Here is a 24,715-nt window from a genome sequence, read left to right as displayed (position 1 = left end):
TGGGGCGGGACGGCACGGCACGGCACGGCACGGCGCCGCTGGTCCGGCGCGGGGCCCGGTCCGCCGGTGTGTGGCCGGGTGCCCGACTACGCCGCGAAAGACGGGGCAGTCGGATAGGTTGGAGATCCAACCCGTGCCGGCGCCGTCCGGACCACGCCGAGAACCGCATTCGAGACGAGGACCAGCCCCACCATGACCGCGCCCCTGCCCGGCTTCGCCGGCCGCACCTTCCTGTTCCAGGTCGACAACGGCGCGGCCTTCCGCAACGCCTACTCGGCCGACGGCAAGCGGCTGCGCTGGGAGGGCCTCGGTGAGTCGGCCGGCCAGTGGGAGGACGTCGCCCTGCACGTCGCCGAGGTCGGACCGCAGCTGTACTTCGTCAGCTGGACCGAGCAGAGCGGCATCACCGTCAGCCACGTCATGGACCTCGGCCGGATGACGGTCCGTGCGTTCTGGACGTACGAGGGCGAGGGCGGCCGGGTCGGCGAGCTGCACACCGGCACGCTGCAGTCGGTGGCCTGAGGCCCGCCGCCCGGGGCTTCCCGGCCGGGCCCGCCGTCCGCACTGCCGACCGGCGGGCCCGGGAGACCGGTGGGCCGGGGAGACCCGGTCAGACCGGCTGGCCGGGCACCTGACCGGACGGCCGGCCGGGCACCACGAGGTGCTGGGAGATCCACTCCAGCGAGGACGGGAGCAGCTTGCTCCAGGTCTCGAAGTTGTGGCCGCCGGTCTCCAGCATGCTGTAGGAGACCTTCATCGGGCTGCGCGTCGCGGCCACGAAGGCCTCCGTCTCGCGCCGGTAGTTGCCGTCCCCCTCCTTGGTGCCGGCCAGCAGCACGGCGACCTTGGGCTGCGGCAGGTTCTTCAGCCGCCACATCAGGTCGGCCTCGTTGCGCCGCTGCTCGCTGCCCTTGAAGAGGTCCCCGGTGGTCGGGTCCTCGGCGGCCTGGTAGTAGCCGGAGAGCGAGACGGCGGTCGGGAAGACCTCCGGGTGGCGCATGGCCAGCTTGAGCGCGCAGTACCCGCCCGTCGAGTTGCCCATGAACGCCCACGCCTGCGGGTCGGCGGAGACCCGGTAGGTCGCCTGGATCGCCGACGGCACGTCCTTGGTGAAGTACGACTCGGACTGGGCACCGCCCGGGATGTCCTCGCACTCGGTGTCCTGCGGCAGCGCGGGCGAGGGGCGCACCAGCACCAGCACGGTCGGCTGCATCCGGCCCTCCTGGAGCAGCTTGAGCGCCGCGCCCGGGTAGTTCAGCCGGGTCACCAGGTTCTTGGCGATGCCGGGGAAGCCGGTGCTGACGATCAGTGCCGGGAACTGCTTCTCCGCGAACTCCGGCTGGAAGTACTGCGGCGGCAGGTAGACGTAGCCCTCGGTGGAGAGCCGGGTGGTGGCACCGTCGATGCGGACCTCGCGGATCTCGCCGGACTGCTTGGGATCGCGGCCGAGCGCCCCGCCGCCCTTCACCTCGGCGTGCCCGATGGTCTCGACGCGCAGTCGGCCGGATGCGTCCGCCTTGTTGTGGATGACCACCGGACCGCTGTCGCCGGTCCCCAGCAGGTCGTCCCAACTGCTGTAGAAGGCGAAGTAGTTGTTGGCCACCAGGCCCAGCGCGGCGAGCACGGTGAGCTGGGTCGCGAGCAGCGCGCCGATCCGGCCGAGCACCGCCTGCCAGGTCCGCTTCGACAGTCTCGGCCACAGCCAGACCGTCCCGGCCATCACCGCAACGGCGATCAGGACGGTCAGCGCCAGCACCTTGTGGCTCGTCAGACCCATGTCTTGTTTGCTCCCACGCCTCGTACTCCCCCGCCCCCGGGGGAAGGACACCCGGGAGGGCCGCCCTGGTTCCCCGTCCACAACGGGGTCGTCACCGGGGCGCGACCACCCACCCTAGCGGTCCGCGGCGGGGCCCCGGACCCGCCGACCAGCGGTAGTCGTCTCGGCCTGTGGGAGGAGACGCGCCGTGCGCGCGGGTCGGGGGCACGGGCCGGCCGCCCGCGCCGGGGCCGGGGCGCGGGCCGGAGTGCGGGCGAGGGCGCGGGCCGGGGCGCGGGAACCCCGCGCGGGCACGGGAGGGGTGAACGCGAGTGGCGCCGCGGGGAGAGGGCACCCGAAAGGGACGCGCGGACCCCTCCGCCTGGGTGACCGTCAGCTGACGCGCGCACAGAGGCGGCCCCACTCATCGCGGAGGCGGGGGCACCCGGCCGCGCGCCCGCTCAGTCCAGAGCGCCGTGGCGGGCGGCGGCCAGAACGGCCGCGGCGGCGCGGTCGGCGACGCGGTCGTCCACCGCCTCGCCCGCGATCAGCACCCGGAAGTAGAGGGGTGCGGCGAGGTTCTTGATCACCTCGGACGGGTCGATGCCGGGCGGCAGCTCACCGCGCCCGACGGCCCGCACGACCACCGGCTCGGCCCGCCGCAGGCGGTCCCCGAAGATCCGCGCCCGCACCTCGGCGACCTCCGGCGCCCGGACCGCGTCCGCCAGCATCACCGCGAGCACGGCGGCCCCGGCCGGGGCGCTCAGCCAGGCGGCGAGACCCCGGGCGAGGGCGCGCAGGTCGCCGTCGACCGAGCCGGTGTCCGGGATCGGGATGTCCCCCGCGATCTGCCCGGTCAGGGCGTCGACGATCAGCGCGTCCCGGTCCTTCCAGCGGCGGTAGACCGTCGTCTTGTGGACGCCCGCCCGCTGGGCGACCCCGTCCATGGTGAGCGCGGTGTAGCCGACGTCGGCCAGTTCGGCGAGCGCCGCCGTCAGGACGGCGGACCGCACCTTCGCCCCCCGCCCCACGGTCGGGCGGCGACGGACAGCAGCGGCGGGGTCGGCCGCGCGGCCGGCGGCGGAGTCGGCGGATGAGTCGGCGGCGGGGTCAGCGGCGGAGTCGGACGACATTGCAACTCCTGGTTGCGTTAGGGCGGGCGAGAGTGGCACGCTCAGGCTATCGCAACACGCGGTTGCGATATGGCCTCGCGCTTCACCGCGAAGAGCACCAGGAAGGGACCACGCATGTCCAGGCCCTACCGCCACACCGCCCCCGTCCGCCCGAAGTCCGCCACCGGCCTGGTCGCCGCCGTCTACGCGCAGATGGAGACCGACTTCCTGCTCGACGACGGCCCCCTGATGAGCCTCTCCCCCGCCCCCGAGATCCTCGCCGCCACCTGGGCACTGCTGCGGGAGGCGGAGATCGTCGGTGCCGCCGCACGCGCCGACAAGGAGGCCGTCGCGAGCGCCGTCTCGCGGGCCAACCGCTGCCCGTTCTGCACCGAGGCGCACGCACTGCTGGTCCACGGCGCCGGGGAGCACGCGCTCGCCGAGGCCGCCCGAGCCGGCCGGACCCCCGACGACCGGGAGCGGGCCGCCCTGCTCACCTGGGCCGGCGCCACGCGCTCACCCGGCGACCGGGCCCTCACCGCACCGCCCTTCCCCGCCGAGCACGCGGCCGAGTTCCTCGGGACGGCCCTCGTCACCCACTTCGTCAACCGGATGGTCACCTCGCTGCTGGACGAGGACGCCCTGCTGCCCAGCGCGGTACGCCGTTCCGCGTACGTGCGGCGGGCCGCCGCACTGGCCGTCGGCCGAGCCGCCCGCCGCAGGCCCGAACCGGGCGCCGGTCTCGCCGTTCTCGCCGCCGCCCCTTCCGCCCCCGGCGGGCCCGCTCCGGACCGGCCCGCACCCGCGTGGGCCGGGGAGGGGCCGGTCGGCCGGGCCTACCGTGCGCTGCTGACCGCCGCCTCGGCCGGTGGCGACCTGCTGGGCCCGGACGCCCGTGCGGCCGTACTCGACGCCGTGGCGGCCTGGGAGGGCGGGCACCCGCCGCTCGGCGGCGACCCGGCGGGGCCGGCGCTCGCCGACGTCCCGCCGGATGAGCGCCCCGGCGGGCGGCTGGCGCTGCTGGCGGCGCTGGCCCCGTACCGGATCACCGACGGCGACGTGGCCGCCTGGCACGCCGCGGACGGTGCCCCGAGCGGCAGCGGCCGTTCGACCGGGGGCGGGAGCGGGGGCAGGGAGAGGGACGGGGCACTGACCCGGGTGCTCGCGTTCGGCGCGATCACCGCCACCGAGCGGGTGGAGGGGTGGATCACCGCCGGAGCGCGCGCGGCCTCGGCGGCAGCCGGGACGGACTGAGGAGACGGGACGGGCGGAGCGGACGACCCTCGGACGGCCGGCGGTCCGGCAGTCCGTCGGTCCGAAGGTCCGTCGACCTGTCAGTCCGGCCGCCGCCACTCGGCGGCGAAGGCGCGTGCCGGGTTGGCGACGAGAAGCCGGTCCGGGAGGTCCCGGCCGAACTCGCGGGAGAGCCGTGGGGCGAGAGCGGTGAGCAGGTGGGCCGGGCCGGGGGTGTGGCGGGCGGACCTGGTGGTGGTGTCACCGCCCAGGAGCACCTGGTCGGCACGACCGGCCTCGACCAGCGCGGCGACGGTGTCGAAGAGGTGGTGGTCGGTCGCGTGGTTGGCGCGGGAAGGACCGTCCAGGGCCAGGTAGGCGCCGGATGCGGCGAGGTCGCGGTGCAGCCGCAGGTCGGGAAGGCGGTTGAGGTGGCCGAGGATCACCCGTCGCGGCTCGACACCGTGGCGGCCGCAGAGCAGGTCGAGGACATCGGGCCCGGCGGTGCCGAGTTCGTGGTGGACGGCGATCGGCGCACCGGTGGCGTGGTGCGCCTCGGCGGCGGCCGCCATGACACGGCGGGTGTGCGGTTCGAGGCCGTGGTAGTCACCCGCCACCTTGATCAGCCCGGCCCGTACCCCCTCGGGCGCGCCCCGCAGCCCGGTGGTGAGCTCGGCGGTGAAGAGACCGGCGAGCCCGTCGTAGCGCCGCTCCAGCTCCACCGGGTCGTAGTGGACGGCCTGGTGGAGCCCGGTCGCCGCGACCAGGTGCACGCCGGCCGCCCGGGAGAGACCGGCGAGCGCGTCGGCCCGCCGCCCCATGCCGTACGGGGTCCACTGGACCAGCGACCGGCCGCCGGCCGCCGCGAAGGCGCTCAGCACCGATCCGGCGGCGAGCGGGTCGTCGAGCTCCTCGCCGGGCAGCCGGGGGCTGCGCAGGAAGAGGTGGTCGTGCGCGTCGCAGACGCCGAGGTCGGCGGGGTCGACGTCGCCGAGGACGGTGCGGACCGAGGGACGGGCGGTACTCACGACGCCTCGGCTCCGGCGCGAGGGCCCGTGTCCGCGTTCGTGCCCGCATTCGCGCCCGAGCCTGTGCCGGCGTCCGCGTTCGTGCCCGCGCCCGCGCCGGCGTCCGCGCCGGTGCCGGCGTCCGCTTCGGCGAAGGTCGCGGCCGCGACGCGCAGTCCGGCCAGGGCCTTGGGGACGCCGACGTAGGGCGCGAGGTGGACCAGCACCTCGGTGACCTCCGCCCTGGTCATCCCGATCCGCAGACTGTTGCGGACGTGGTCGGCCAGCTGCGGCTCCACTCCGCCGAGCGCGGTGAGGGCGGCCAGGTTGGCCACCTGGCGGTCACGCAGGGAGAGGCCCGGCCGCTGGTAGGTGCCGCCGAACAGCGCGGTGACGATCCAGTCGGGGAAGCCGGGCGCGAGTTCGTCGAGCGCGCCGAGGGTGCCGGCCCTGGTCTGCGGATCGGCGAGCCGGTCGAGCAGGGCGTAGCCGGCGGCGCGGTCGAGCGCGGCCGGGGCGAGGCCGGTGGGGTCGGGGTGTCCAGGGGTGTGATCGGCGGGGGCCATCGGGTGGGGCGGTCCTTTCACCAGTGGCGGCCGACGGGCAGCCGGTCGAGTTCGGGGCTGGACAGGTGGTGCACGCGGTACCGGGTGCCGGGCTCGCCCTCGGGGGCTGCGCGGTGCCAGAGCGCGATGCGCAGCAGTTCCCAGCGGGCCGGGTCGACGGCGACGGCGGCCGTGTGCAGGTCGGGGTGGGCGGGCAGTTCGGCGAGCGCCCGTTCGACGGCCTCGGCCGGGTCGGCGCCCTCGGGCAGGCGGTCGAGTCGCCTGGTGGCGGCGACGGGAGTGCCGGGTGTGGGAGTGCCGGGTGCGGTGCCGCGGCGCAGGCCCGCGCCGAGCCAGTGCCGGACGGCGGGGCGGCCGAAGTCGGCACTCAGCCCCCGGAAGCCCGGTCCCCAGAGGAAGCCGTTCATGCCTTCGGGGGTGCGCCAGAGGTAGAACGGCGCGTACTGGTTGACGGATGATCCGTCGAGGCCGCGCTCGCGGACCAGGTAGGCCTTGAGCCCGAGGCCCGGGTGGCCGTCGAGCAGGTGGCCCTTGGTGGCGATCCGCCGGTGGACGATCGTCATGTCGTAGTCGGCGGGGAGGGTGATCTCGTACTGCATGGCGTGCACGGGCGGACTCCCTGGGGTCGGCCGGGTGGTGCGACTGCGGGTCGGGCGGCCGGGTCGGCGGCTCCGGTCACCCGGCCCGGTGGGCGGCGAGCAGCGCGAGGGCGCCGCGCACCGCGCGTTCGAACGGTTCGGCGCTCTCGGCGGCGCGGGCGAGCACGTAGCCGCCCTGGACCACGGCGACCACGGCGGCGGCGGTGTCGGCCGGATCGGCGGCGGAGTGGAGTTCACCGGCCGCCTGCCCCTCGGCGACGACCTCGGCGATCCGGCCGCGCAGCCAGGTGAAGGTCTCCTCGACGGGAGCGCGCAGCCGCGGGTCGGCGACCACCTCCGGGTCCTGGGCCATCCGGCCGATCCGGCAGCCGCGCAGCACGTCGCGCTCGCGGTGCAGGTAGGCGGCGATGCGCTCGTAGGCGGTGCCGGGGCCGGCCAGGTCGGCCTCGGCGACGGCGCGCATCTGCTCGGCGCTGCGGCGCAGGGCGGCGGCGGCGAGGTCGGGCTTGCCGTCGAAGTGGTGGTACATACTGCCCTGGCCGACACCGGCGTGCTGCTGGATGGCCTTGGGGCTGGTTCCGACGTAGCCGCGCTCCCAGAGGAGTTCCTGGGTGCTCTCGATGAGGCGGTCCTGGGTTGCCATGCGGATCACTGTACATACCGATAGGTACAGATGTACATACCAGTAGGTACAGAAGCCTGGCGAGCGGCCCGGGCTGCGACTTCGGGCGCACGGAGGGCCGTGGGCCGCCCCCCGGCGGTCCACGACCCTGCGTGATCGTCGTCCCCCGGAACACCACGCGGCATTCACCGCGGGACGGTGGCGCACGTCACCTTTCACCGCCACCGGTGTCACGGTGCGTCACCATCACGACGGGCGGACACGGGCGGGTGCGGAACGGCGTGGGCAGGTGTGGGCGGGCACGGGCGGGTGCGGAGCGGCCTGGGCGGCCGGGAGTCACGGCCGACCGGACGGCAGCTCACGCCGGATCACCGGGGCGACCTCGCTCGCGAACAGTTCCAGCTGCTCGTGCTGGACCTCCTCGGTGAGCGCGTCCACGCCGATCCCGACCACCTCGTTGCCGAAGGCCTCGTGGTAGCGGTGGATCTTCTCGATCACCTGCTGCGGGCTGCCGACCAGAGCCGAACCCCGCTCCAGCGCGTCCTCCAGCGACTCGAACGGGGAGTTGTTGTGCCGGCCCGCCGCCGAGGCGAACAGCGCGTCCCAGTAGGGGCGGAAGCCCTCCACCGCGTCCTGCGAGCGCCTGGCGACGAACAGCCCGCCGAAGCCGGTACCGACCCTGACGTCCTCGGGGGCGCGGCCGTAGTGCTCCCAGCGTTCGCGGTAGTCGTCGACCAGCGCCTTGTACTTGGCCAGCGGGTGGAAGGAGTTGGCGGAGAACAGCGGGTCGCCGTAGCGGGCGGCGAGGTCGGTGGACCGGGTGCTGGTCGCGCTGCCGTGCCAGACCGGGATCGGGTCCTGGTGGGGCCGCGGCCAGGTGGTGACCTCCTTCAGTGCCGGCCGGGTGGTGCCCTCCCAGCTGACCTTCTCCTCCCGCCAGAGCCTGCGCAGCAGCCCGTAGTTCTCGGCCAGCGCGTCCCACTGCCGCTCCTCCGGCAGGCCGAACAGGTCGAAGTGGCGCGGGTCGTTGCCCTTGCCGATGATCAGTTCGAGCCGGCCGCCGGAGAGCTGGTCGACCAGGGCGTAGTCCTCCGCGACCCGGACCGGGTCGAGGATGGAGAGCACCGTCACCGTGGTGAACAGCCGGATGGTCGAGGTGCGGGCGGCGACGGCGCTCAGCAGCACGGGCGGCGCCGGGGAGAGGAACGGCTCGCCGTGCCGCTCCCCCACCCCGTAGCCGTCGTAGCCGAGTTGCTCGGCGGTGACGGCCTGGTCGATGACGTTGTGCAGCTTCTCGTACGGGGTGCGCTGCACGCCGGTGACGGGGTCGGGTCCGTTGGACACGAGGGACGAGACGGTGAACCGCACGGCGGTCTCCTTGTTGGCGCTCGGTGGGTGCTCGTCGAGTCGGCCCGGAAGGTCCGGAGCTCCGGCTGTCCTGATCCTCGGCCTGTCCGGCTGTCGGGCTGTCCGGGATCGAGGGCCGGCGCCGAGGAGCCAGGGGGCCGGGGAGCCGGGGAGCCTGCGCCCGGTGCGTCGCCGCCGGTGGGGCCAACGGGTCCGGACGGCGGCCGGGTTCGGCTCGACGAGGGCGGGTGGCCGGCGCGGCGGCCCGGCCGAGCGGCACCCCAGGGTCGGTCGCTCACGCCGGGGCAGCACCGGGGGCGGGATCGCGCGGGAGCCGGAACTCCGGCCGGATCAGCGCGAGGTGCTGCGGGGGCGACAACAGCGCAGGAGGACTGTCGGGACGGACATCCGGCTCCCCCTCCTCGCCTCGCACACACACGATCCACCGCGAGCATATGCACCGGCCCGGGGCGCGGCAAGGGTCGTCGGGCCGATGGCGGCACGGGCTCGGCAAGTCCCTCGGCCGAGCGGCACCGACCTGGCAGGATGTCCCGCATGAGCTACCTCGCCACGGATGACCGCTACGCCTCGATGACCTACCGCCGGGCCGGCCGCAGCGGGGTGCTGCTGCCGGCCGTCTCCCTGGGCCTGTGGCACAACTTCGGTGACACCCAGCCACTCGACGTCCAGCGGGCGGTGCTGCGCCGGGCCTTCGACCGGGGCATCACCCACTTCGACCTGGCGAACAACTACGGCCCGCCGTACGGCAGCGCCGAGCGCAACTTCGGCCACCTGTTCGCGCAGGACTTCCGCCCGTACCGGGACGAGCTGTTCATCGCCTCCAAGGCGGGCTACGACATGTGGCCCGGCCCGTACGGCGAGGGCGGCAGCCGCAAGTACCTGCTGGCCAGCCTGGACCAGTCGCTGGGCCGGATGGGCCTCGACTACGTGGACGTCTTCTACTCGCACCGCTACGACCCGGACACCCCGCTGGAAGAGACGATGGGGGCGCTGGACTCGGCGGTCCGGTCGGGCAGGGCGCTGTACGCCAGCATCTCCAACTACCCGGCGGAGCAGCACCGGGAGGCGGTGGCGATCCTGCGCGAGCTGGGCACCCCGGTGCTGATGAACCAGTGCGCGTACTCGATCCTCAACCGGTACGTGGAGGACGGGGTGCTGGACGCGGTCGGCGACACCCAGACCAGTCTGATCGCCTACTCCCCCCTCGCCCAGGGGCTCCTGACGGACCGCTACCTCTCCGGCGAGGTGCCGTCCGGTTCGCGGATGTCGGTCGGGCACTTCCTCAAGGAGGAGGCGCTGACCGACCGAAAGCTGGAGCAGCTGCGGGCGCTGGACAAGCTGGCGGAGCGGCGCGGCCAGACCCTGGCGCAGCTGGCCCTGTCGTGGGTGCTGCGGGATCCGCGCGTGGTCTCGGTCATCATCGGGGCCAGCAGCGTGGCCCAGTTGGACCAGAACATCGACGCGCTGGCGGGCGGTCCGCTGACGGCCGAGGAGCTGGCGGAGATCGACACGCTGAGCAGCTGAGCCGCTGAGCAGCTGAGCCGGGTCGGGCAGGCCCCGGCGGCCGCCCCCGGCGGGTTTCGGCCGGCGCGCGCCGCCCGGTCGGTCACTGGTGCGTGACCGACCGGGCGGCGCGGTCGTTGGGCCGTCCGTACGCGTCCGTCGAGACCCCCGGGAGCCGCAGTGCGGACCTATCTGCTCAGGGCCATCGCCCGTTTCGCCCGGCAGTTGGCGCTGACCTCGCCCGTGCCGTTCCCGCTCCTGCCCGGGACCTTCCTGCCGGGAACGCTACCGCCGGTTGACGCCCAAGGCGGGTAGCACCGTCTCGGCGACCCGGTGGGCCTCCTCCAGCAGCGGGTTGCCGGAGAGGATGAAGGTGTCCACCCCGAGCGACTCGAACTCCTGGAGCCGCTCGACCACCTGGGCCGTCGAGCCGACGACCGCCGTCCCCGGGCCGGGACGGAACAGGCTCATCCCCGGCCAGAGGTTGGGGTATACCTCCAACTCCCGTGCCCGCGCGGGGACCTTGCCGCCGTGCTGGCGGAACTGCCGCTGCCAGCCGACCCCGTCCTCGCCCCGGGCGCCGCCGAGCTGGCGGGCGTAGGTGGCCTCGCCGGTGACGTCGAGCAGGCGGTCGGCGGCGGCCCAGGCCTCGTCCTCGGTGTCGCGGACGATCAGGTGCAGCCGCAGCCCGATCCGCAGTGTCCGCCCGTGCGCGGCGGCGCGTTCGCGGACCAGGTCGAGCTTCTCCTTGAGCAGGTGCGGCGGTTCGCCCCAGGTCAGGTAGACGTCCACGTGCTGGGCAGCCATCTCGATGCCGGCCGCCGAACTGCCGCCGAACCAGAGCGGGATGCCGCCCGGCTGGACCGGGGTGAGTTCGCGCAGGCTCGCGCCGGCGTTCGTCAGGTCGTAGAACTCGCCCTTGTGGTCGAAGACCTCGCCGGAGGTGAGCCGCTTGACGATCGACCAGTACTCGGCGCTGAGCCGGTACCGGTCGTCGTGCTCGACGTTCAGGCCGTACTCGCGCAGCTGCCCGGTCGAGCCGTTGACCACGTTGAACCGAAGCCGGCCGCCGTGCAGGTGGTCGAAGCTGAGCGCCATCTTGGCCAGCAGGGTCGGCGAGATCAGCCCCGGGTGGACGGCGAGCAGCGGCTTGAACGCCGGGGTGGTCGCGGCGGCCAGCGCGTTGCCGAGGTCCCAGACGTCGTAGAGGTCGGTCGCCAGCAGCGCGCCGGTGTATCCCAACCGCTCGACGCTGCCAGCGAGTTGCTGGAGGTAGCGGAGGTCGACCGGGCGGCGGCCGGCCGGCTCCCACGGGTAGTGGCCCTCGCGCGGGATGATGTACCAGAGGACTTCGGAGGCCATCGGTCAGACCGCCTTGGCGATCGCGGCGGCCACCGGGGCCTCCAGCGCGGGGAGGTGGGCGTCGGCGACGGTCACCGCGCGGTCGATGAAGCCGACGCCGTGGAAGATGTCGGCCGCCTCCTGCTGCTCGGCGACGAACCCCGCGGTGGCGGGCTCAAGTCGCCACGGCAGCACCGCCAGCGCCGCCTCCCAGTCCTCGGCGCTGCCGCCGAGGTCCCCGGCGGCGATCGCGGCGGCCTCCGGCAGGTGGGCGGCCACCCAGGCGTCCGCGCGGCGCAGCGCGGCGCCGATCGCGGCGACCACCTCGGGGCGGTCGGTGGCGAAGTCCCGGCGGGTGAAGAACACCGAGCGGTCGGTGATGACGTCCCCGGTGCGGATCAGCTCGCGGAACTCTCCGGTGCGGCGGGCGGCGGCCAGTTCGGCGCCCTGGGCGATCCAGCCGGCGATCTCGCCGTCGCGCAGTCGGCGCGCCTGGTCCTCGCCCGCGGCCGGGCGGACCGGGGTGACGTCGGTCGCGTAGGACAGGCCCTCGGCGTGCAGGGCCTTGGCGAGCAGGTGGGTCTGCCAGGAGCCGATGCCGAGGACGACGGTGCCGCCCCGGAGGTCCGCGACGGTGCGCACCGGCCCGTCGGCGCGCACCAGCAGCGCGCCGTGGTCAGGGCGGGGCGCGGAGACCGCCGCGTACACCAGGTCGTGGCCGGCCGCCTGGGCGGTGACGGGCGGGGTGGAGCCGGTCCCGCCGAAGTCGATGGTGCCGTCGGCGAGCAGGGCCCCGGTGCGGGTGCCGTCGGCGTAGTGGTGGAACGCGCCGGTCTCGCCGAGGGGGGCCAACTCCTCGTCCAGGTAGTCCAGTCGGGCGAGGTAGTAGAGCGAGGGGTTGCTGGCGTGGACGCCGAGGGTGATGGCCATGGGGATCAGCTCCTGTGGTGCGGGCGGGGGTTCGGTGCGGCGGCGGGGCGGTTCGGTGTGGCGGCGGGGTGGCTCGGTGGGCTCGTCGGTGGGCTGCTCGGCGGGTTGCTCGGTGGGCTCGTCGGCGGGCTGCTCGGTGGGCTGCTCGGCGGGCTGTTCGGTGTGGTCTGCCGGCACGGTCGACCGGCCGGTGGTGGCGGAGGTGGCGGGGCGGCGACGGTTCAGTGCACGCCGAGGTCGGCGAGCAGGCCGCGCCGCAGCTCGGCGAAGGCCGGGTCGGCCGGGTCGCGCGGGTGCTCCACGGCGACGCGTTCGTCACGGACGAGCCTGCCGTCCCGGAGCACCGCGACCCGGTCGGCCAGCCGGACGGCCTCGTCCACGTCGTGGGTGACCAGCAGGACGGCGGGCCGGTGGCGGCGGACGAGGTCGCCCACCAAGTCCTGCATCCGCAGCCGGGTGAGCGCGTCCAGGGCGGCGAACGGCTCGTCCAGCAGCAGGAGTTGCGGCTCGCGGACCAGTGCACGGGCGAGTGCTACCCGCTGTGCCTCGCCGCCGGAGAGGGTGGCCGGCCAGGCCTCGGCGTGCTGGTCCAGGCCGACCTCGGCGAGCGCCTTCAGGCCGGTCTCCCGGGTGGCGGCGCCACGCGGCAGGCCGACGGTGACGTTGGCGAGCACCCGCTTGGACGGGACCAACCGGGGCTCCTGGAAGACCACCGTCCGGACGGGCGGGACGAGCACCGTCCCGGCGTCGGCGCGGTCCAGGGCGCCGAGGATGCGCAGCAGCGTGGTCTTGCCGGTGCCGCTGGCTCCGAGCAGGGCGACGAACTCACCGCGGGCGATGTCGAGGTCGACACCGTCCAGCACGGCCCGGGTGCCGAACACCCGGCGCAGGCCGCGGAGGTGGACGGCGGGGGTCTCGTCGGGCGCGGGCGCGGTGGCCCGGGCGGTCTGCGTGGCCTGCACGGTCCGGGAGGTCTGGGTGGTCTGGGTGGTCTGGGTGGTCATCGGCCGGCTCCTTGGGTGGCCTTGCGCCAGGGCATCAGGAATCGTTCCAGGACGCGGACGACACCGTCGGCGGTGAGGCCGAGCAGCCCGTAGATCAGGATGCAGACGGCGAGGATGTCGGTCCGGGAGTAGTTCTGCGCCTGGGCCATCAGATAGCCGATGCCCTCGGTCGAGTTGATCTCCTCCGCGGCGATCAGCGCGATCACGCTGAGCGTCATGGAGAGCCTCAGCCCGGAGAGGAGCGACGGCAGCGCCCCGGGCAGGACGACGGTGCGCACGATCGCCCAGCGGCCGAGACCGAAGCTGCGCATCGCCTCGATCAGCTTGCGGTCGCTGTTGCGCACCCCGCCGGACGTCGACACGTACATCGGGAAGCTGGTGGCGACCCCGATCAGTGCCACCTTGGCGGTCTCGGTGATGCCGAACCAGACCATGAACAGCGGCACCAGGGCGAGGAAGGGCACGGTGCGCAGGACCTGGACGGCCGAGTCCAGCAGTTCCTCGCCGAGCCGGAAGAATCCGGTGACGACGCCGAGCACCAGACCGACGGTGGCGCCGAAGAGCAGTCCGAGGCCGGCCCTGGTGAGTGAGACGGTGAGCGCGTCGGCGAGTTGGCCGTTGCCCCAGAGCTCGCCGACCGCCTCGGCGACCTGGGCGGGCGAGGCGAGCACGTCCTGGGTCAGGGCCCCTGTGGCGGAGGCCAGGGCCCAGCCGCCGAGCAGGGCGAGCGGCCCCAGCGTACGCAGGATCAGGGCGAGGGCTCTCGGACGCGGAGCCTGGAGGCGGGTGCGCGGCTCCACCAGACCGGCCGCCCGGGCGGCGGCGGTGCCGTCGTCGGGGCGGCGGTCGGCGGCACCGCCGGGGCCGGCGGCGGCACCGGGCCCCGCGCTGGTCAACGTGTCGGTCAACGTGTCGGTGCTGCCGGTCACTTGGCGCCGTCCGCGAACTTGCTGATGTCGATCAGGTAGGGCTTGACGTCGACCAGCTGCTTGGTGACCTTCTGGTCGGCGAAGAACGTCGCGACGGTGCCGAACCGGGTGATGTCGGCGTCGCCGATGACGTCCGCGGTGGCGCCCTGCTTGCTGACGTTGACCGCGACGTCCTTCTCGGCGGGCGTGACGGCGGTCGGGCCGGAGTCCGTGAAGACGTTGAGGTAGGCGGCCGGGTCGGCCTTCTCCTTGAGGCCGTTCTCGTGCAGGTAGGCGTAGAAGGCCTTGACGACCTCGGGGTGCTTCTCGGCGAAGCCGTTGCGGACGGCCCAGACCGCGTAGTTGTCGGATCCGACCTCCTTGCCGTTTACCAGGAAGTGCGAGCCGGAGTTGGCGATCGACGGGGTGGAGAAGGTGTTCCAGGTGGCCCAGGCGTCCACCTGGCCGGAGTTGAAGACGCCCGCGGTCTGGTCGGCGCGCAGGTACACCCGCTCGACCTTGTCGGTCGGGACGTTGTTCTTCTCCAGCGCCTTCAGCAGGAGGTACTCGCTGGTGCCGCCCTGGCTGACCGCGACCTTCTTCCCGACCAGGTCCTGCACGGTCTTGATCGGGGAGTCGTTCTTCACCAGGATGCCCTCGCCGACCCCGTCCGGAGCGGTCTGCGCGAACAGCTTGAAGCCCGGCTTCTGGCCGAGCGCGGCGACGGCGGAGGTGATCGAGCCCTGGGCGACGTCGAGCTGGTCGGCGGAGAGCGCCTGGGCCGCGGGGGCGAACGGCCCGGCGCTCCCCGTCCAGGCGACCTTGGCGTGGACGGCGGCCAGGGCCTTGTCGAGCGAGCCGTCCTTCTTCCCGAGGGCGAGGAAGCCGTTGTTGCCCGGGTCGGGAACACGGAGCACCACCTCGGCCTTGCCTCCGCCGTCGGCGGAGGCCTTGGCTCCGTCGGCGGACGAGCCGCAGGCGGCCAGGGCGGTGGTGGCGAGCAGTGCGGTGGCGGCGAGCGCGAGGCGGGAGGGGTTCACGGGGGTCGACTCCTGAGGAGAGCGGGGCTGGCGGACGGTCGGCGGACGGGGAACGGACGACGGGCGGCAGGCGACGGGCGACGGGCGACGGGCGACGGAGGAGAGCCGACGGCTGGCAAGTGACAGATCGCAGATGACAGATATCAGGATCTGAGAGCTGTCATCTGCCAGCCGTCAGCTGTCATTCGTCCGCTGACGCCCGGCCTCTCCCTGGCTGCGGCGGGCGAGGAGCAGAGCACGGGCGGCGCGGAGCGGCTCGGGGTCGGCCCAGGCCCGGACGTCCACTGCGGCCTCCAGGAATCCGTGGCCTCGGAGGAATCGCTCCTGCTGCTCCAACAGGTCGAGCCGCTCCTCGGAGAGGTCGAGGTGCAGGGTGCGGTGGCTGCCCGGCGCGTACGCTCCGGCGACGCCCTCCTCCCCCGCGCCGGTCTCCGTCTGCAGGATCCGGGCCACCTCGACGGGGTGCTCGGCGGCCCAGTCGGCCGCTTCCAGCAGCACCGAGAGGAAGCGGGCGACCAGATCCGGGTGCTCGTCGAGCAGGCTCTGGTGGACGGTGATCGGCCGGGGCGTGCCGTTGTTGACCCGGGCGCGGCGGTCCGGTGCCTCGTCCAGCTCGACGGCTACCTCCGCGCCGAAGCGCCGGGCCGCCTCCACGGCGAGCGCGCCCTTCACGTACACCGCGTCCACGGCGCCGTCCCGCAGCGCGGCGAGCTCCGCGGCCCACTGCCCGCCCTCCGGCCCGGCCGGGACGTCCACCAACTCGGCGTCGTCCAGGGTGAGTCCGGCGAGCGAAAGCGCACCGTGCAGGCCGGCGAGGGCCATCGCCCGCCAGAAATCGATCCCGATCCCATGACGTGGGACGGCGAGACGTCGGCCGCGCAGTTGCTCCGGCGAGCCGATCCCGCTTCCGGCCCGGACCAGGACGGCCTGCCGCTCCTCGATCCAGGTGAGCCCGATCAGCCTGGTCCGCTCGCCCCGCGACCGGGCCCAGAGCGCCGGCACGTTCCCGCCCTCGCGGAACAGGCCGGTGAGGGCGTGGGTGTAGTGGTGGTCGGCGGCCACCTCCGGCGGCGCGTCCTGGAGCGAGCGGACGGCGATCCCGTCGGCGGCGAACTCCCGGGCGAACCGGCCCTGGTCGGCGGCGATACCGGTGGCGGTGGGGACGGGGCAGCGAGTGAACCAGAGGGTCGGCGGAGCATCGGCGTCGGCCGCGGGGGCCGAGGCGGCAGTACTGCTGGCGTGGCTGGGCACGGTGGCGGGTTCCTCTGCGACTGGGTGCGCGCGGGTGCGGCGGCGCGCGGCACGGGCGCGCACCGGCCTTGCGGCGGCGGGGGTGTGGGTGTTCGGCGCGGACGGCGCGTCAGCGACAACAGGCGCAGGAGGCGGGGCACCGGTGGGTCGTCACGGCGCTGCTCCTTCCTGCGGTCCGGCGCGGTGGGCGGGGCTCGTCCGGTGCGCTGCGCCGAGCGTTCCACGGCGAGGGAGCACGAGGCAAGTCTTTGCCACATCGTGGGATCACTTGTTCATGAACGGCATCCCATTGCAACGCTGTTGACACAATCCCGCAGCACACGCTGCCATAGTCTGGGAGCGACTCCGGTGAACCGGCCGGAGCGCCGGACAGAACGAGAGGTGCCATGGCCGAGGCCGCCACCGCCGTCCAGAGCCCGCCGGCCGGCGCCCAAGCCGTCCAGCGGGCCCTCGGACTGCTGCACTGCTTCCACGACAACGGCCCCGACCTGAGCGCCTCGGACCTGGCCCGCCGGATGGACCTGTCGGTCTCGACGGCGCACCGGCTCGCCCGCACGCTGGTCAGCGCCGGGTTCCTGGAGCAGGACGAGCAGACGGCCCGCTACCGGCTCGGACCCGCCGTCGCCGAGCTCGGCCAACTCTCCTTCCACCAGCGGGGCCTGCACCTCGCCGCACCCGAGCTGGAACTGCTCTCCCGGCGCACCGGGGCCACCGCCGACCTGGCGATCCGCAGCGGCCCGCACGCGGTGATCCTGGTCGGCGCGTCCGTCCGCCCGGACACCGGACTGGGACTGCGCCGCCCGCTCCACTCGACGGCACTGGGCAAGGTACTGCTGGCCTGGCCGCGTCCCGGCGAGGCGGGAGTGACGGCGCTCGGACCGCTGCCGCCGTTCACCGATCGGACCATCACCGAACCGGAGCGGCTGGACGAGGAGTTGGCGAAGGTCCGGACGGCCGGGTACTCGCTCAACGACGGCGAGTCGGCGACCGGGGTGCGCACGGTGGCCGTACCGGTGCTGGACGGCTCCGGGCAGGCCCGGTTCGCGCTGGCCGTCCGCTCGACGCCCGCGCACCTCACCGACGACCGGCTGGACTGGTTCCTCGGACACGCGCGGTCCTGCGCCGGCGCGCTGGCCGTCCTGCTGCTGCCGCCGGACCAGCGGGCCTGACGCCCCGTCAAGGCACGCGTGCGGGCCGGGCGTTCGACTGAACGCCCGGCCCGCACGGTCGGACTCGACAGGAGCCGGCGGATCTCAGCGGCGGTTCACGCCACCGGGGTGTACTTGTAACCGACCCGACGGACCGTCACGATGCTGTCGCGGTAGGCGACGCCGAGCTTGCGGCGCAGCCGGGCGACGTGCACGTCCACCGTCCGGCCGTCACCGACGTGGCCGTAGCCCCAGACGGCGGAGACCAGGTGGTCACGGGTGTGGACGCGCTGCGGGTGCTCGGTCAGGTGGGCCAGCAGCTCGAACTCCAGGTAGGTGAGGTCGAGCAGCCGCCCGTCGACGTAGGCGTTGCGCCGCTCCACGTCCACACTGATGCCGCGCCCGGCGGGGCGGACCGGACGGACGGGGGCGGACGCGGTGCCGACCGGAGCCGAACCGACGGGTCCGATGCCGGCGACCGGGGGAGCCGCCGCCTGGGAGGCGGGCGCGGGGACGGTCGCGACGGGAACCGCGCCCGGGACCGCACCGGTGGCCGACGCGCTCTCGGCCGGCACCAGCACCAGGTACCCGACCATCGGGTGCCCGGCGGCACCGAACTGCGCGCCGTACTGGGCCAGCAGCGCCTGCGGCAGCGTGCCGTGCGGCAGCGCCGCGACGACCGCCGCGCCCTCGGGCAGCGCCGCGAGCAGCGCCTGCGGCGCCGCCGGGACCTGCCCGGCCTGCGGCACGCCCGCCGCGTACGGCGGGAGCGGGGCCGACGACGGCACCGAGGCGGCGGACTGGGCGGCCGACGGACGCGGCGGAACCGGCCCGCCGTGCCATCGTTCGCCGGTCGAGGGGACGGAGCGGACCGCGCGCAGGTGCGGGGTCGCGGCGGGGAGGGGAAGGGTGGCCGTGGAGGAAGAAGACATGATGCCGCTCATTTCGCGCGTGACGGACGGGGTGGAGTCGTCTGCGCGTCGACCGGGCGTGCTGCCGAGAACTGACCTTGGGTCAGCGGAGGGAGAGCCGGGACGCGCTGGGCGACCCCGGACACGTCTGGTCGAACAGGTGCGGCTGCCGGGACGGCCAGAACGGCTCAAGGTCGAGGTGACGACCTCTGCTGCTGTCCACGACGTGGTTCATGCGCCCATTCAACCATGTGAACGGACCGTTGCACCGCGCCGTCCGGGCCGCCCCGCCCGGGCGGGCGGTCGTGGTGGTGGCGGCCGGAGGGGAGGTGGGGCAGGCGAGGTTCACTGGTGCTCTCCGCGAAGCGGGCAGGTTGACGGCGGCCCACCGGAGGGACGTCCGGTACTGCCTGGTCGACGAATTGATGGACCGTCAGGCTCCGCCGGAAGGAAGCCGCCGGGGCGGACCCTGGCGGGGCGCGCGGACCGGGAGGTTCCTCGGGAGGACGGTGACGGGTACGGCGAGGGGTGGCAGGGTCACCGACAGCAGGCGCTGCAGATCAACGCGTGGTCGATGTACCGCCGGACGGTCAGCGCCGGAGTGACCGGGGCCGGGGCGGGCGCGACTGCGGTGCATCGCTGCTCGACGCTCACGGCACTGCCCTCCCCCTCTGGTCACGGTGCGCCCGCACGACCCGTGCTGCGCTGCGCTGTACGCGATGCGTTCACCGCATGTGGAGGCATTCCGGCAAGGGGCCGGACGGCCTTCGTCGACAGAGCCTTCCACGCCGGGCCGGTCAAGGCAACCTACTGAGCCAAGATCGTCCGACATGTGAACACCGGAATGAGACGGGGCTTCCTCGGGGCGGGCCGGACGAACCCCCGTCAGGCCACGCCGGCCCGACGCCGACCCCAGGTCAGGCACAGGTCGGCCCCGGTTCGGGCACAGGTCGGGCCCCGGTTCGGGCGCAGATCAGGAGCCGGTTCGGGCGCAGATCAGGAGCCGGTCGGGCCCCGGGTCAGGAGCCGGTCAGGCCCCGGGTCAGGAGCCGGTCAGGCCCGCGTGTCAGCCCCTGGCCGGGGCGGTCCGGCGGCGGCCGGCGGCGTGCTCGACCAGCGCGACCAGGATCTCCTTGCCGTCCTCCCTGAGACGGGCGTCGCAGAGCACCACGGGGATGTCCGGGTCCAGGTCGAGCGCGTCCCGGACCTCCTCCGGGGCGAACACCTCGCTGCCCTCGAAGCAGTTCACCGCGACCAGGAAGGGGATGCCGCGCTGCTCGAAGAAGTCCACCGACGGGAAGCAGTCGGCCAGCCGGCGGGTGTCGGCTAGCACGACCGCACCGAGCGCGCCCCGGGCCAGCTCGTCCCAGACGAACCAGAACCGGTCCTGGCCGGGCGTGCCGAACAGGTAGAGCGCGAGCCCGGGCCGCAGGTCGATCCGGCCGAAATCCATCGCCACCGTGGTGGTGCGCTTGGTCTCCACCCCGGCGGTGTCGTCCACCGGGCGGCCCAGTTCGCTCAGCTCCTCCTCGGTGCGCAGCGGACGGATCTCGCTCACCGAGCCGACGAGGGTGGTCTTGCCCGCGCCGAAGCCGCCCGCGACGAGGATCTTCACCGCGACCGCCGGACCGCCCCGCCAACGCGGGTCGGCGGCGGAACCGTCGGCCGGGGCGGTGGCGGCGGGACCGGCGGCGGTGGGAGCGGAGGCGGCGGTCGCGGGGAGGTCAGAGCGCACGGAGTCCATTGATCACGTCTCGCAACAGGCGCTCGTCCGGCAGCTCGGCGAGCGGAACGGGTCGGGTGACGCTGATCAGTTCGGCGTCGTAGAGGTCGCCGAGCAGGACGCGCACCACACTGACCGGCAGATCGGTGTAGGAGCCCAGTTCGGCCACGGAGAGCGGCTCCCGGCGGCACCAGGCCAGGATGGTCTGGTGCTCCGGGTCGAGCACGTGCGCGGGCACCGCCCCCGCGGCCGGCGCGGGGTCGGCGGCGGTGATCAGCGAGATCAGGTCGAACAGGCCGTCCTCGACCGGCCTGGTCCGGCCGCGGGTCATCGAGTAGAGCCGCACCACCGGGCCGGCGTCGTCGTCGAACCAGCGGTCGTCGACCGGGGTGCGCGGCCGGAACAGGTCGAGCTCGGACTCGTCCGCATCCGAACCGGCCGGTTCCGGGCCGTCCGCGGCCCGGGCATCGGCGGCCGGATCACCCGCGGCCCGGTCGCCTCCGGTCCGGTCGCCCGCGCTCCGGTCACCCGTGGTCCGACCGTCCGCGTCCGGACCGTCCGGCACGCGCCTCGACTCCTCCTCCGCCATCGGGCCGCTCATCTCACCGGCGGGGCCACGTCGGCGCGCGGCTCGGCGGCCAGGTGCTCACCGACCCGCTTGACCAGCAGGGCCATCTCGTAGGCGATCTGGCCGATGTCCGCCTCGGCCTCGCTCAGCACCGCCAGGCAGCTGCCGTCGCCGGCCGCGGTGATGAACAGGAAGGCCTCGTCCAGCTCGACCATGGTCTGGCGGACGCCGCCGACCTTGAAGTGCCCGCCGGCGCCCTTCGCCAGGCTGTGGAAGCCGGCCGCGACGGCGGCCAGGTGCTCGGCGTCCTCGCGGTCGAGGTCGCGGGAGGCGCCGGTGGCCAGCCCGTCGCTGGAGAGGATCACCGCGTGCCGCAGGGCCGCGACGCGCCCTACCAGGTCGTCCAGGAGCCAGTTGAGGTCTCCGGACGACTGCGTCGACATGGTCATGAATCTGTTCCTTCCGCTGGAGCGGGTGATGCGGGTCGTACAGATGGTGCGGGTCGTACGGGTCGTACGGGTGGAACGGGTCGTGCGGGTGCAGAGGGTGGCACGGATGAAGCGGATCGCGCGGGTCGTGCTGGTCCTGCGGGTGGTGCGGTGCGTGCGGCCGGTCCGTCGGTCAACGGACCGGTGGGTGCGCTCGGTTCCGCGAGCGGGGGCCGAGCCGGGGCGATCCGGGTCGGCGGCGGGACGGGCGCGCGGCGGGCCAGCGGCGCCGGTTCGCCGGTGGCGGGGCCGGGCAGCGCCGCCGGAGCGGGTGCCGGGGAGATCGCGCGGCGGTCCGGGTTCGGCGGCTGCCAGACGGACGCGGGCGCGGGGGCGGCTGCGGACCCTGACCCGAACCCGGTCCCGGCGCCGTCGGACGACGCCGGGCGCGGTGCCGCGGACGGGGTGCCGTCGCGCCGGCCCCGGGTGAACCCCCGCTGGAAGGAGGCGAAGGTGGCCCGGGCCTCCTCGGGCGAGCGCTCGCGAGCGGGGTCGGCGTCGCCGTCGGGACGCCCGCCCTGCTGGGCGGTGGCGCGGTCCCGCAACTGCGGGGCGAGGTTCGCCTGCCGGATCCGGCGCGGCAGGGCACCCTGCGCGGGAGCCCCGGCGCCTCCTGCGGCTCCGCCGGCTCCGGCAGCTCCGGCGGCTCCGGCGGCTCCTGTGGTCGTGACGCCCCGTGGGGTCGCGGCGGCCCGCGGGAGCGCGCCCGCCTCGGCCCCCGCCCTGTCGAGAGGCATCTCGTCGAGGGGCATCCCGCCGAGAGGCATCCCGCCGAGGGGCACCCCCGCGAGGGGCACCCCGGCGAGAGGTGCTCCGCCGGAGGGCGTCCCGCCGGCCGGTGTCCCGCCGATCTGCACGGTCTCGGGTGCGGACGCGGACGCGTCCTCCCGGCGGTGGCGTCCGGTGCCCGCCCCGGTGGGCTCACCGGGGGGAGCCGGTACCAGGACGGGCCCGCCGCTGCCCCTGGCACGGCGCGGCAGCCCGCCCGGCGTCCGGGCAGGTTCGGGCGCCGAGGGGCGTGGTCCGCCGGCGCCCCGGTGCCGTCCGCCCTGGCCGTTGACGAGGGCCGGGCCGCCGGTACCGGAGCCGTCGACACCGGCACCCTCGGCACCGGAGCCGTACGGACCGCCGTCCCGGCCGTCCGCGCCGAGCGGGGGCACCGCGACGAGGTCCCGCTGCCCGCGCCGCCCCGCCACGGGACGCCGCCCGCCGGACGGCCCGACCGGGCCCGCGGCCGTAGCCGCGGCGGCGGCCGTGGCGGTGGCCGGCGGCGGCTCGGCCAGTCCGTCCGGTGCCTCGGCCAGCAGTTCGCGCGGGATCAGCACCACCGCCGTGGTCCCCCCGTACGGCGAGGGCCGCAGGTGGACCCGGATGCCGTGCCTCCGGGCCAGCCGGCTGACCACGAACAGCCCGAGCCGGTCGGTGTCCGCGAGGTCGAACTCCTGCTCCACCGCGAGGCGTTCGTTGGTCTCGGCGAGCGCCGACTCGCTCAGCCCGAGCCCGCGGTCGTCGATCTCCAGCGCGAAGCCGTGCGCCACCACCTCGCCCTGGACGGTGACCTGGGTGCTCGGCGGGGAGAACACTGCCGCGTTCTCGACCAGCTCGGCGACCAGGTGGGTGACGTCCGCGACCGCGCTGCCGAGCAGCCCCGTCCCCGGGAACGGCCGGACGGTCACCCGCGCGTAGTCCTCGACCTCGCCGACCGCGGCACGGACCACGTCCACCATCCGCACCGGCTTGCGCCAGGCCCGGCCCGGCGAGCCGCCGGCCAGGATGATCAGGCCCTCGGCGTGCCGGCGCATGCGGGTGGTGAGGTGGTCGACCTTGAACAGGTCCTCCAGCTCCGCCGGGTCCTCGGTGCGCCGCTCCATCGTGTCCAGCAGCGTCAGCTGGCGGTGCAGCAGCACCTGGCTGCGGCGGGCCAGGTTGACGAAGACCGCCGAGACCCCGCGGCGCAGCTCGGCCTGCTCGACGGCGGCCTCGACGGCGGCCCGCTGCACGGCGTTGATCGCCCGCCCGACCTGGCCGATCTCGGCGGGGCCGAACTGCAGCTCGGGCGCCTCGGCCGCGACGTCCACGGCCTCGCCCTTGCGCAGCCGGAGCATCACCGAGGGCAGGCGGGTGCCGGCGAGTTCGTTGGCCGCGTTCCGCAGGCCGATCAGCTCGCGGGCCAGGCCGCGGCCGATCCGGTAGGAGATGAGCACCGACAGCACCACGGCGACCAGGCCGATCAGACCGGCGATGCCGCCGCGCCAGAGCAGCCCGATGGCGTAGGAGTGCTCGCGGTCGCCGATCGTGCCGGAGAGCCGGGCGTTGATCGCCGCGAGGTCGCCCAGCGCACGGTCCGCGGTCTCCCGCCAGTCGTCGCCGTTGATCGCCTGCACCACCCGTTCCGGGCCGCCCGCGCCGACGAAGTCGGCCTCGGCCCGGGCCAGCGCGGCCCAGGCCTCGCCGCCGCGCAGCGCGATGTAGTCGGCCTGGTCGACCGGGTCGAGCTCGGCGATGTAGACGGTGAACAGCGCCTGCTGGTTGTGCAGGGCGTCGAGGGCCACCTGGTACTGCTCGGCGGTGGGCCGGCCGGTCGACGTGCGCAGCCCCTCCATCGCCGCGTCCTCCTGGGCGAGGTACTCGCGGGCGCGTACCAGCTCGATCAGGAGCGTCCCCTGGCGCGGGAGTTGGCCGCTCTGGCGGGCGACGAAGGCGGACCGGAAGCCGAAGGTCGGCTTGACCAGGTCGCTGTACTGGCCGAGTGTGAACTCCCAGTTGAGCGCCCCGCGGTTGATCTGGGAGCGCAGCGGGGCGAGTTGGTCGGCGGCGGCGAGGACCTGCAGGAAGCGGCCGCGCTGCGCCTCGTCGAGCCGGCCGCCGTCGCTGCCCTCCTTCAGCTGCCGCAGTACGGCGAGGCTCCGGTCGGTGGCGGCCTGGGCCTGTTCGAAGGCGTCCCGGCCGGCCCGCGAGGCGGGGTCGGCCAGCCGCTTGACGGCGGCCCGGCGCTCGTCCTGGAGATCGTGTGCGTACCGGTCGACCGGGGCACCGAACTTCTCGTACGTACTACTGATCTCCAACCGGCTCCAGACGTCGCCGGTGGTGGCGAGCGTCGCGTACACCCAGAGGGCGGTGAGGGCCACGATGGGCACCAGGAGCAGCGCGATGATCTTCGCGCGGATCGAGCTGCTGCGCAGACGCATGGAGTCCTCGGTCGGGAAGTGCCAGGCGCGGACGGGGTGCGGGGGCGGGGCTGCCCGGACGGGTGTCCGGGCGGGGGTCCGGGCCTGGGCTCCGGGCTTGGGAGCCGGGCTGGGCGGGAGCGGGTCGAGCGGGCCGGGGAGCGGGGCCGGGGGAAACGGGGCGGGCGGAAACAGGGCGTGGACGATAAGTGGTATGGACCAAGTGTCGGTCGGGTACGGATCGGTACGGATTCGGGCCCGGCCGGAGAGGCCCGGGGCCCGAGGTCTGCGAGAGCCTACTACGCTCTGACCACTCGTTCGAGGGTCGAACCCGTCCTCTTCCCGCACCCGCCCGGATCGTGTCCGGATCGTTCCCAAGATCCCGTATCCCACCGCATTGCCGAGGCTCCGCGCCCGCCCCTCCCCGGCACTCCCCCCGTGGGCCGGTGCCGATCTCGTCGCGTCACGGT

The 24,715-nt window shown here is 74.5% G+C and carries 23 protein-coding genes; 4 read left to right on the top strand and 19 right to left on the bottom strand.

Features of this window, described 5'->3' with window-relative positions; all coding sequences use genetic code 11:
- Positions 1 to 192: 192 nt before the first annotated feature.
- The gene (locus AC067J_RS11175; protein ID WP_329880511.1) at positions 193 to 522 is read left to right on the top strand and encodes a MoaF-related domain-containing protein; all 330 of its coding nucleotides are present in this window, start codon (positions 193 to 195) and stop codon (positions 520 to 522) included.
- Between the two features lie 88 nt (positions 523 to 610).
- Here AC067J_RS11175 and AC067J_RS11170 read toward each other — a convergent pair whose 3' ends face one another.
- Positions 611 to 1,777: an alpha/beta hydrolase gene (locus AC067J_RS11170; RefSeq protein ID WP_478297828.1), complete on the bottom strand. Its 1,167-nt coding sequence runs from the start codon at positions 1,775 to 1,777 to the stop codon at positions 611 to 613.
- Between the two features lie 440 nt (positions 1,778 to 2,217).
- Positions 2,218 to 2,889: a TetR/AcrR family transcriptional regulator gene (locus AC067J_RS11165; RefSeq protein WP_478297826.1), complete on the bottom strand. Its 672-nt coding sequence runs from the start codon at positions 2,887 to 2,889 to the stop codon at positions 2,218 to 2,220.
- 114 nt (positions 2,890 to 3,003) lie between these two features.
- Here AC067J_RS11165 and AC067J_RS11160 point away from each other — a divergent pair, with 114 nt between their 5' ends.
- On the top strand, positions 3,004 to 4,122 hold the full coding sequence (locus tag AC067J_RS11160; protein WP_478297824.1) for a carboxymuconolactone decarboxylase family protein: 1,119 nt from the start codon (positions 3,004 to 3,006) through the stop codon (positions 4,120 to 4,122).
- Positions 4,123 to 4,202: 80 nt separating this feature from the next.
- On the opposite strand, the gene AC067J_RS11155 is transcribed toward AC067J_RS11160, so the two are convergent.
- From AC067J_RS11155 to AC067J_RS11135, 5 genes are all read right to left on the bottom strand, one after another.
- A complete protein-coding gene (locus AC067J_RS11155) occupies positions 4,203 to 5,129 on the bottom strand; it encodes a phosphotriesterase family protein (protein ID WP_478297822.1) in 927 nt (308 codons plus the stop codon).
- The gene (locus tag AC067J_RS11150) at positions 5,126 to 5,674 is read right to left on the bottom strand and encodes a carboxymuconolactone decarboxylase family protein (protein ID WP_478297820.1); all 549 of its coding nucleotides are present in this window, start codon (positions 5,672 to 5,674) and stop codon (positions 5,126 to 5,128) included. The genes AC067J_RS11155 and AC067J_RS11150 overlap by 4 nt, the downstream gene beginning before the upstream one ends.
- A 17-nt stretch (positions 5,675 to 5,691) precedes the next feature.
- Positions 5,692 to 6,282 (bottom strand): DUF4865 family protein, encoded by a 591-nt coding sequence (locus AC067J_RS11145; protein ID WP_478297818.1) that lies wholly within the window; start codon positions 6,280 to 6,282, stop codon positions 5,692 to 5,694.
- Positions 6,283 to 6,349: 67 nt separating this feature from the next.
- Positions 6,350 to 6,916: a TetR/AcrR family transcriptional regulator gene (locus AC067J_RS11140; protein WP_478297816.1), complete on the bottom strand. Its 567-nt coding sequence runs from the start codon at positions 6,914 to 6,916 to the stop codon at positions 6,350 to 6,352.
- 315 nt (positions 6,917 to 7,231) lie between these two features.
- Positions 7,232 to 8,263 (bottom strand): LLM class flavin-dependent oxidoreductase, encoded by a 1,032-nt coding sequence (locus AC067J_RS11135; RefSeq protein ID WP_478297814.1) that lies wholly within the window; start codon positions 8,261 to 8,263, stop codon positions 7,232 to 7,234.
- A 534-nt stretch (positions 8,264 to 8,797) separates the two neighbouring features.
- Between AC067J_RS11135 and AC067J_RS11130 the strand changes: the two genes are divergently transcribed.
- Positions 8,798 to 9,787 carry an aldo/keto reductase gene (locus AC067J_RS11130; RefSeq protein ID WP_478297812.1) on the top strand — a complete coding sequence of 330 codons (990 nt, stop codon included), beginning with the start codon at positions 8,798 to 8,800 and terminating at the stop codon, positions 9,785 to 9,787.
- A 264-nt stretch (positions 9,788 to 10,051) separates the two neighbouring features.
- On the opposite strand, the gene AC067J_RS11125 is transcribed toward AC067J_RS11130, so the two are convergent.
- The 6 genes from AC067J_RS11125 to AC067J_RS11100 all read right to left on the bottom strand — a co-directional run bounded on the left by AC067J_RS11125 (position 10,052) and on the right by AC067J_RS11100 (position 16,240).
- Entirely contained in the window at positions 10,052 to 11,128 is a 1,077-nt protein-coding gene (locus AC067J_RS11125; RefSeq protein WP_478297810.1) for an LLM class flavin-dependent oxidoreductase, read from the bottom strand.
- A 3-nt stretch (positions 11,129 to 11,131) separates the two neighbouring features.
- A complete protein-coding gene (locus AC067J_RS11120) occupies positions 11,132 to 12,037 on the bottom strand; it encodes an ABC transporter substrate-binding protein (RefSeq protein WP_478298180.1) in 906 nt (301 codons plus the stop codon).
- A gap of 221 nt (positions 12,038 to 12,258) precedes the next feature.
- On the bottom strand, positions 12,259 to 13,041 hold the full coding sequence (locus tag AC067J_RS11115; protein ID WP_478297809.1) for an ABC transporter ATP-binding protein: 783 nt from the start codon (positions 13,039 to 13,041) through the stop codon (positions 12,259 to 12,261).
- Entirely contained in the window at positions 13,038 to 13,844 is an 807-nt protein-coding gene (locus tag AC067J_RS11110; protein ID WP_478298178.1) for an ABC transporter permease, read from the bottom strand. Before AC067J_RS11110 ends, AC067J_RS11115 begins: the two co-directional genes overlap by 4 nt.
- 122 nt (positions 13,845 to 13,966) lie before the next feature.
- The gene (locus tag AC067J_RS11105) at positions 13,967 to 14,989 is read right to left on the bottom strand and encodes an ABC transporter substrate-binding protein (RefSeq protein WP_478297807.1); all 1,023 of its coding nucleotides are present in this window, start codon (positions 14,987 to 14,989) and stop codon (positions 13,967 to 13,969) included.
- 174 nt (positions 14,990 to 15,163) lie between these two features.
- A complete protein-coding gene (locus tag AC067J_RS11100; RefSeq protein ID WP_478297805.1) occupies positions 15,164 to 16,240 on the bottom strand; it encodes an ABC transporter substrate-binding protein in 1,077 nt (358 codons plus the stop codon).
- A 386-nt stretch (positions 16,241 to 16,626) separates the two neighbouring features.
- Between AC067J_RS11100 and AC067J_RS11095 the strand changes: the two genes are divergently transcribed.
- Positions 16,627 to 17,409, top strand: coding sequence for an IclR family transcriptional regulator (locus AC067J_RS11095; RefSeq protein ID WP_478297804.1), 783 nt, complete (start codon positions 16,627 to 16,629; stop codon positions 17,407 to 17,409).
- 95 nt (positions 17,410 to 17,504) lie between these two features.
- Here the strand turns inward: AC067J_RS11095 and AC067J_RS11090 are convergent, their stop codons facing one another.
- The 6 genes from AC067J_RS11090 to AC067J_RS11065 all read right to left on the bottom strand — a co-directional run bounded on the left by AC067J_RS11090 (position 17,505) and on the right by AC067J_RS11065 (position 24,266).
- Positions 17,505 to 18,320, bottom strand: a complete 816-nt coding sequence (locus tag AC067J_RS11090) for a winged helix-turn-helix domain-containing protein (RefSeq protein ID WP_478297802.1) — start codon at positions 18,318 to 18,320, stop codon at positions 17,505 to 17,507.
- An 82-nt stretch (positions 18,321 to 18,402) separates the two neighbouring features.
- Positions 18,403 to 18,534: a hypothetical protein gene (locus AC067J_RS11085; protein ID WP_327682788.1), complete on the bottom strand. Its 132-nt coding sequence runs from the start codon at positions 18,532 to 18,534 to the stop codon at positions 18,403 to 18,405.
- A gap of 831 nt (positions 18,535 to 19,365) precedes the next feature.
- A complete protein-coding gene (locus AC067J_RS11080; protein WP_478298176.1) occupies positions 19,366 to 19,914 on the bottom strand; it encodes a GTP-binding protein in 549 nt (182 codons plus the stop codon).
- A 109-nt stretch (positions 19,915 to 20,023) separates the two neighbouring features.
- A complete protein-coding gene (locus tag AC067J_RS11075) occupies positions 20,024 to 20,428 on the bottom strand; it encodes a DUF742 domain-containing protein (RefSeq protein ID WP_442906190.1) in 405 nt (134 codons plus the stop codon).
- 191 nt (positions 20,429 to 20,619) lie between these two features.
- Positions 20,620 to 21,039, bottom strand: coding sequence for a roadblock/LC7 domain-containing protein (locus AC067J_RS11070; RefSeq protein ID WP_327682784.1), 420 nt, complete (start codon positions 21,037 to 21,039; stop codon positions 20,620 to 20,622).
- Entirely contained in the window at positions 21,036 to 24,266 is a 3,231-nt protein-coding gene (locus AC067J_RS11065; RefSeq protein ID WP_478297800.1) for a sensor histidine kinase, read from the bottom strand. Before AC067J_RS11065 ends, AC067J_RS11070 begins: the two co-directional genes overlap by 4 nt.
- Between the last annotated feature and the right edge of the window lie 449 nt (positions 24,267 to 24,715).

The sequence above is a fragment of the Kitasatospora sp. NPDC042419 genome, from assembly GCF_056437345.1.
The sequence above is the reverse complement of the archived record's forward strand: the minus strand, read 5'-3'. Positions and strand labels throughout refer to the sequence as shown.

Coding starts and splice junctions, on each gene's coding strand:
- AC067J_RS11170 (WP_478297828.1), bottom strand. CDS start 1,777: ATGGGTCTGACGAGCCACAAGGTGCTGGCGCTGACCGTCCTGATCGCC.
- AC067J_RS11120 (WP_478298180.1), bottom strand. CDS start 12,037: ATGGCCATCACCCTCGGCGTCCACGCCAGCAACCCCTCGCTCTACTAC.
- AC067J_RS11085 (WP_327682788.1), bottom strand. CDS start 18,534: ATGAACCACGTCGTGGACAGCAGCAGAGGTCGTCACCTCGACCTTGAG.
- AC067J_RS11165 (WP_478297826.1), bottom strand. CDS start 2,889: ATGTCGTCCGACTCCGCCGCTGACCCCGCCGCCGACTCATCCGCCGAC.
- AC067J_RS11070 (WP_327682784.1), bottom strand. CDS start 21,039: ATGACCATGTCGACGCAGTCGTCCGGAGACCTCAACTGGCTCCTGGAC.
- AC067J_RS11095 (WP_478297804.1), top strand. CDS start 16,627: ATGGCCGAGGCCGCCACCGCCGTCCAGAGCCCGCCGGCCGGCGCCCAA.
- AC067J_RS11115 (WP_478297809.1), bottom strand. CDS start 13,041: ATGACCACCCAGACCACCCAGACCACCCAGACCTCCCGGACCGTGCAG.
- AC067J_RS11130 (WP_478297812.1), top strand. CDS start 8,798: ATGAGCTACCTCGCCACGGATGACCGCTACGCCTCGATGACCTACCGC.
- AC067J_RS11160 (WP_478297824.1), top strand. CDS start 3,004: ATGTCCAGGCCCTACCGCCACACCGCCCCCGTCCGCCCGAAGTCCGCC.
- AC067J_RS11175 (WP_329880511.1), top strand. CDS start 193: ATGACCGCGCCCCTGCCCGGCTTCGCCGGCCGCACCTTCCTGTTCCAG.
- AC067J_RS11150 (WP_478297820.1), bottom strand. CDS start 5,674: ATGGCCCCCGCCGATCACACCCCTGGACACCCCGACCCCACCGGCCTC.
- AC067J_RS11125 (WP_478297810.1), bottom strand. CDS start 11,128: ATGGCCTCCGAAGTCCTCTGGTACATCATCCCGCGCGAGGGCCACTAC.
- AC067J_RS11065 (WP_478297800.1), bottom strand. CDS start 24,266: ATGCGTCTGCGCAGCAGCTCGATCCGCGCGAAGATCATCGCGCTGCTC.
- AC067J_RS11140 (WP_478297816.1), bottom strand. CDS start 6,916: ATGGCAACCCAGGACCGCCTCATCGAGAGCACCCAGGAACTCCTCTGG.
- AC067J_RS11090 (WP_478297802.1), bottom strand. CDS start 18,320: ATGTCTTCTTCCTCCACGGCCACCCTTCCCCTCCCCGCCGCGACCCCG.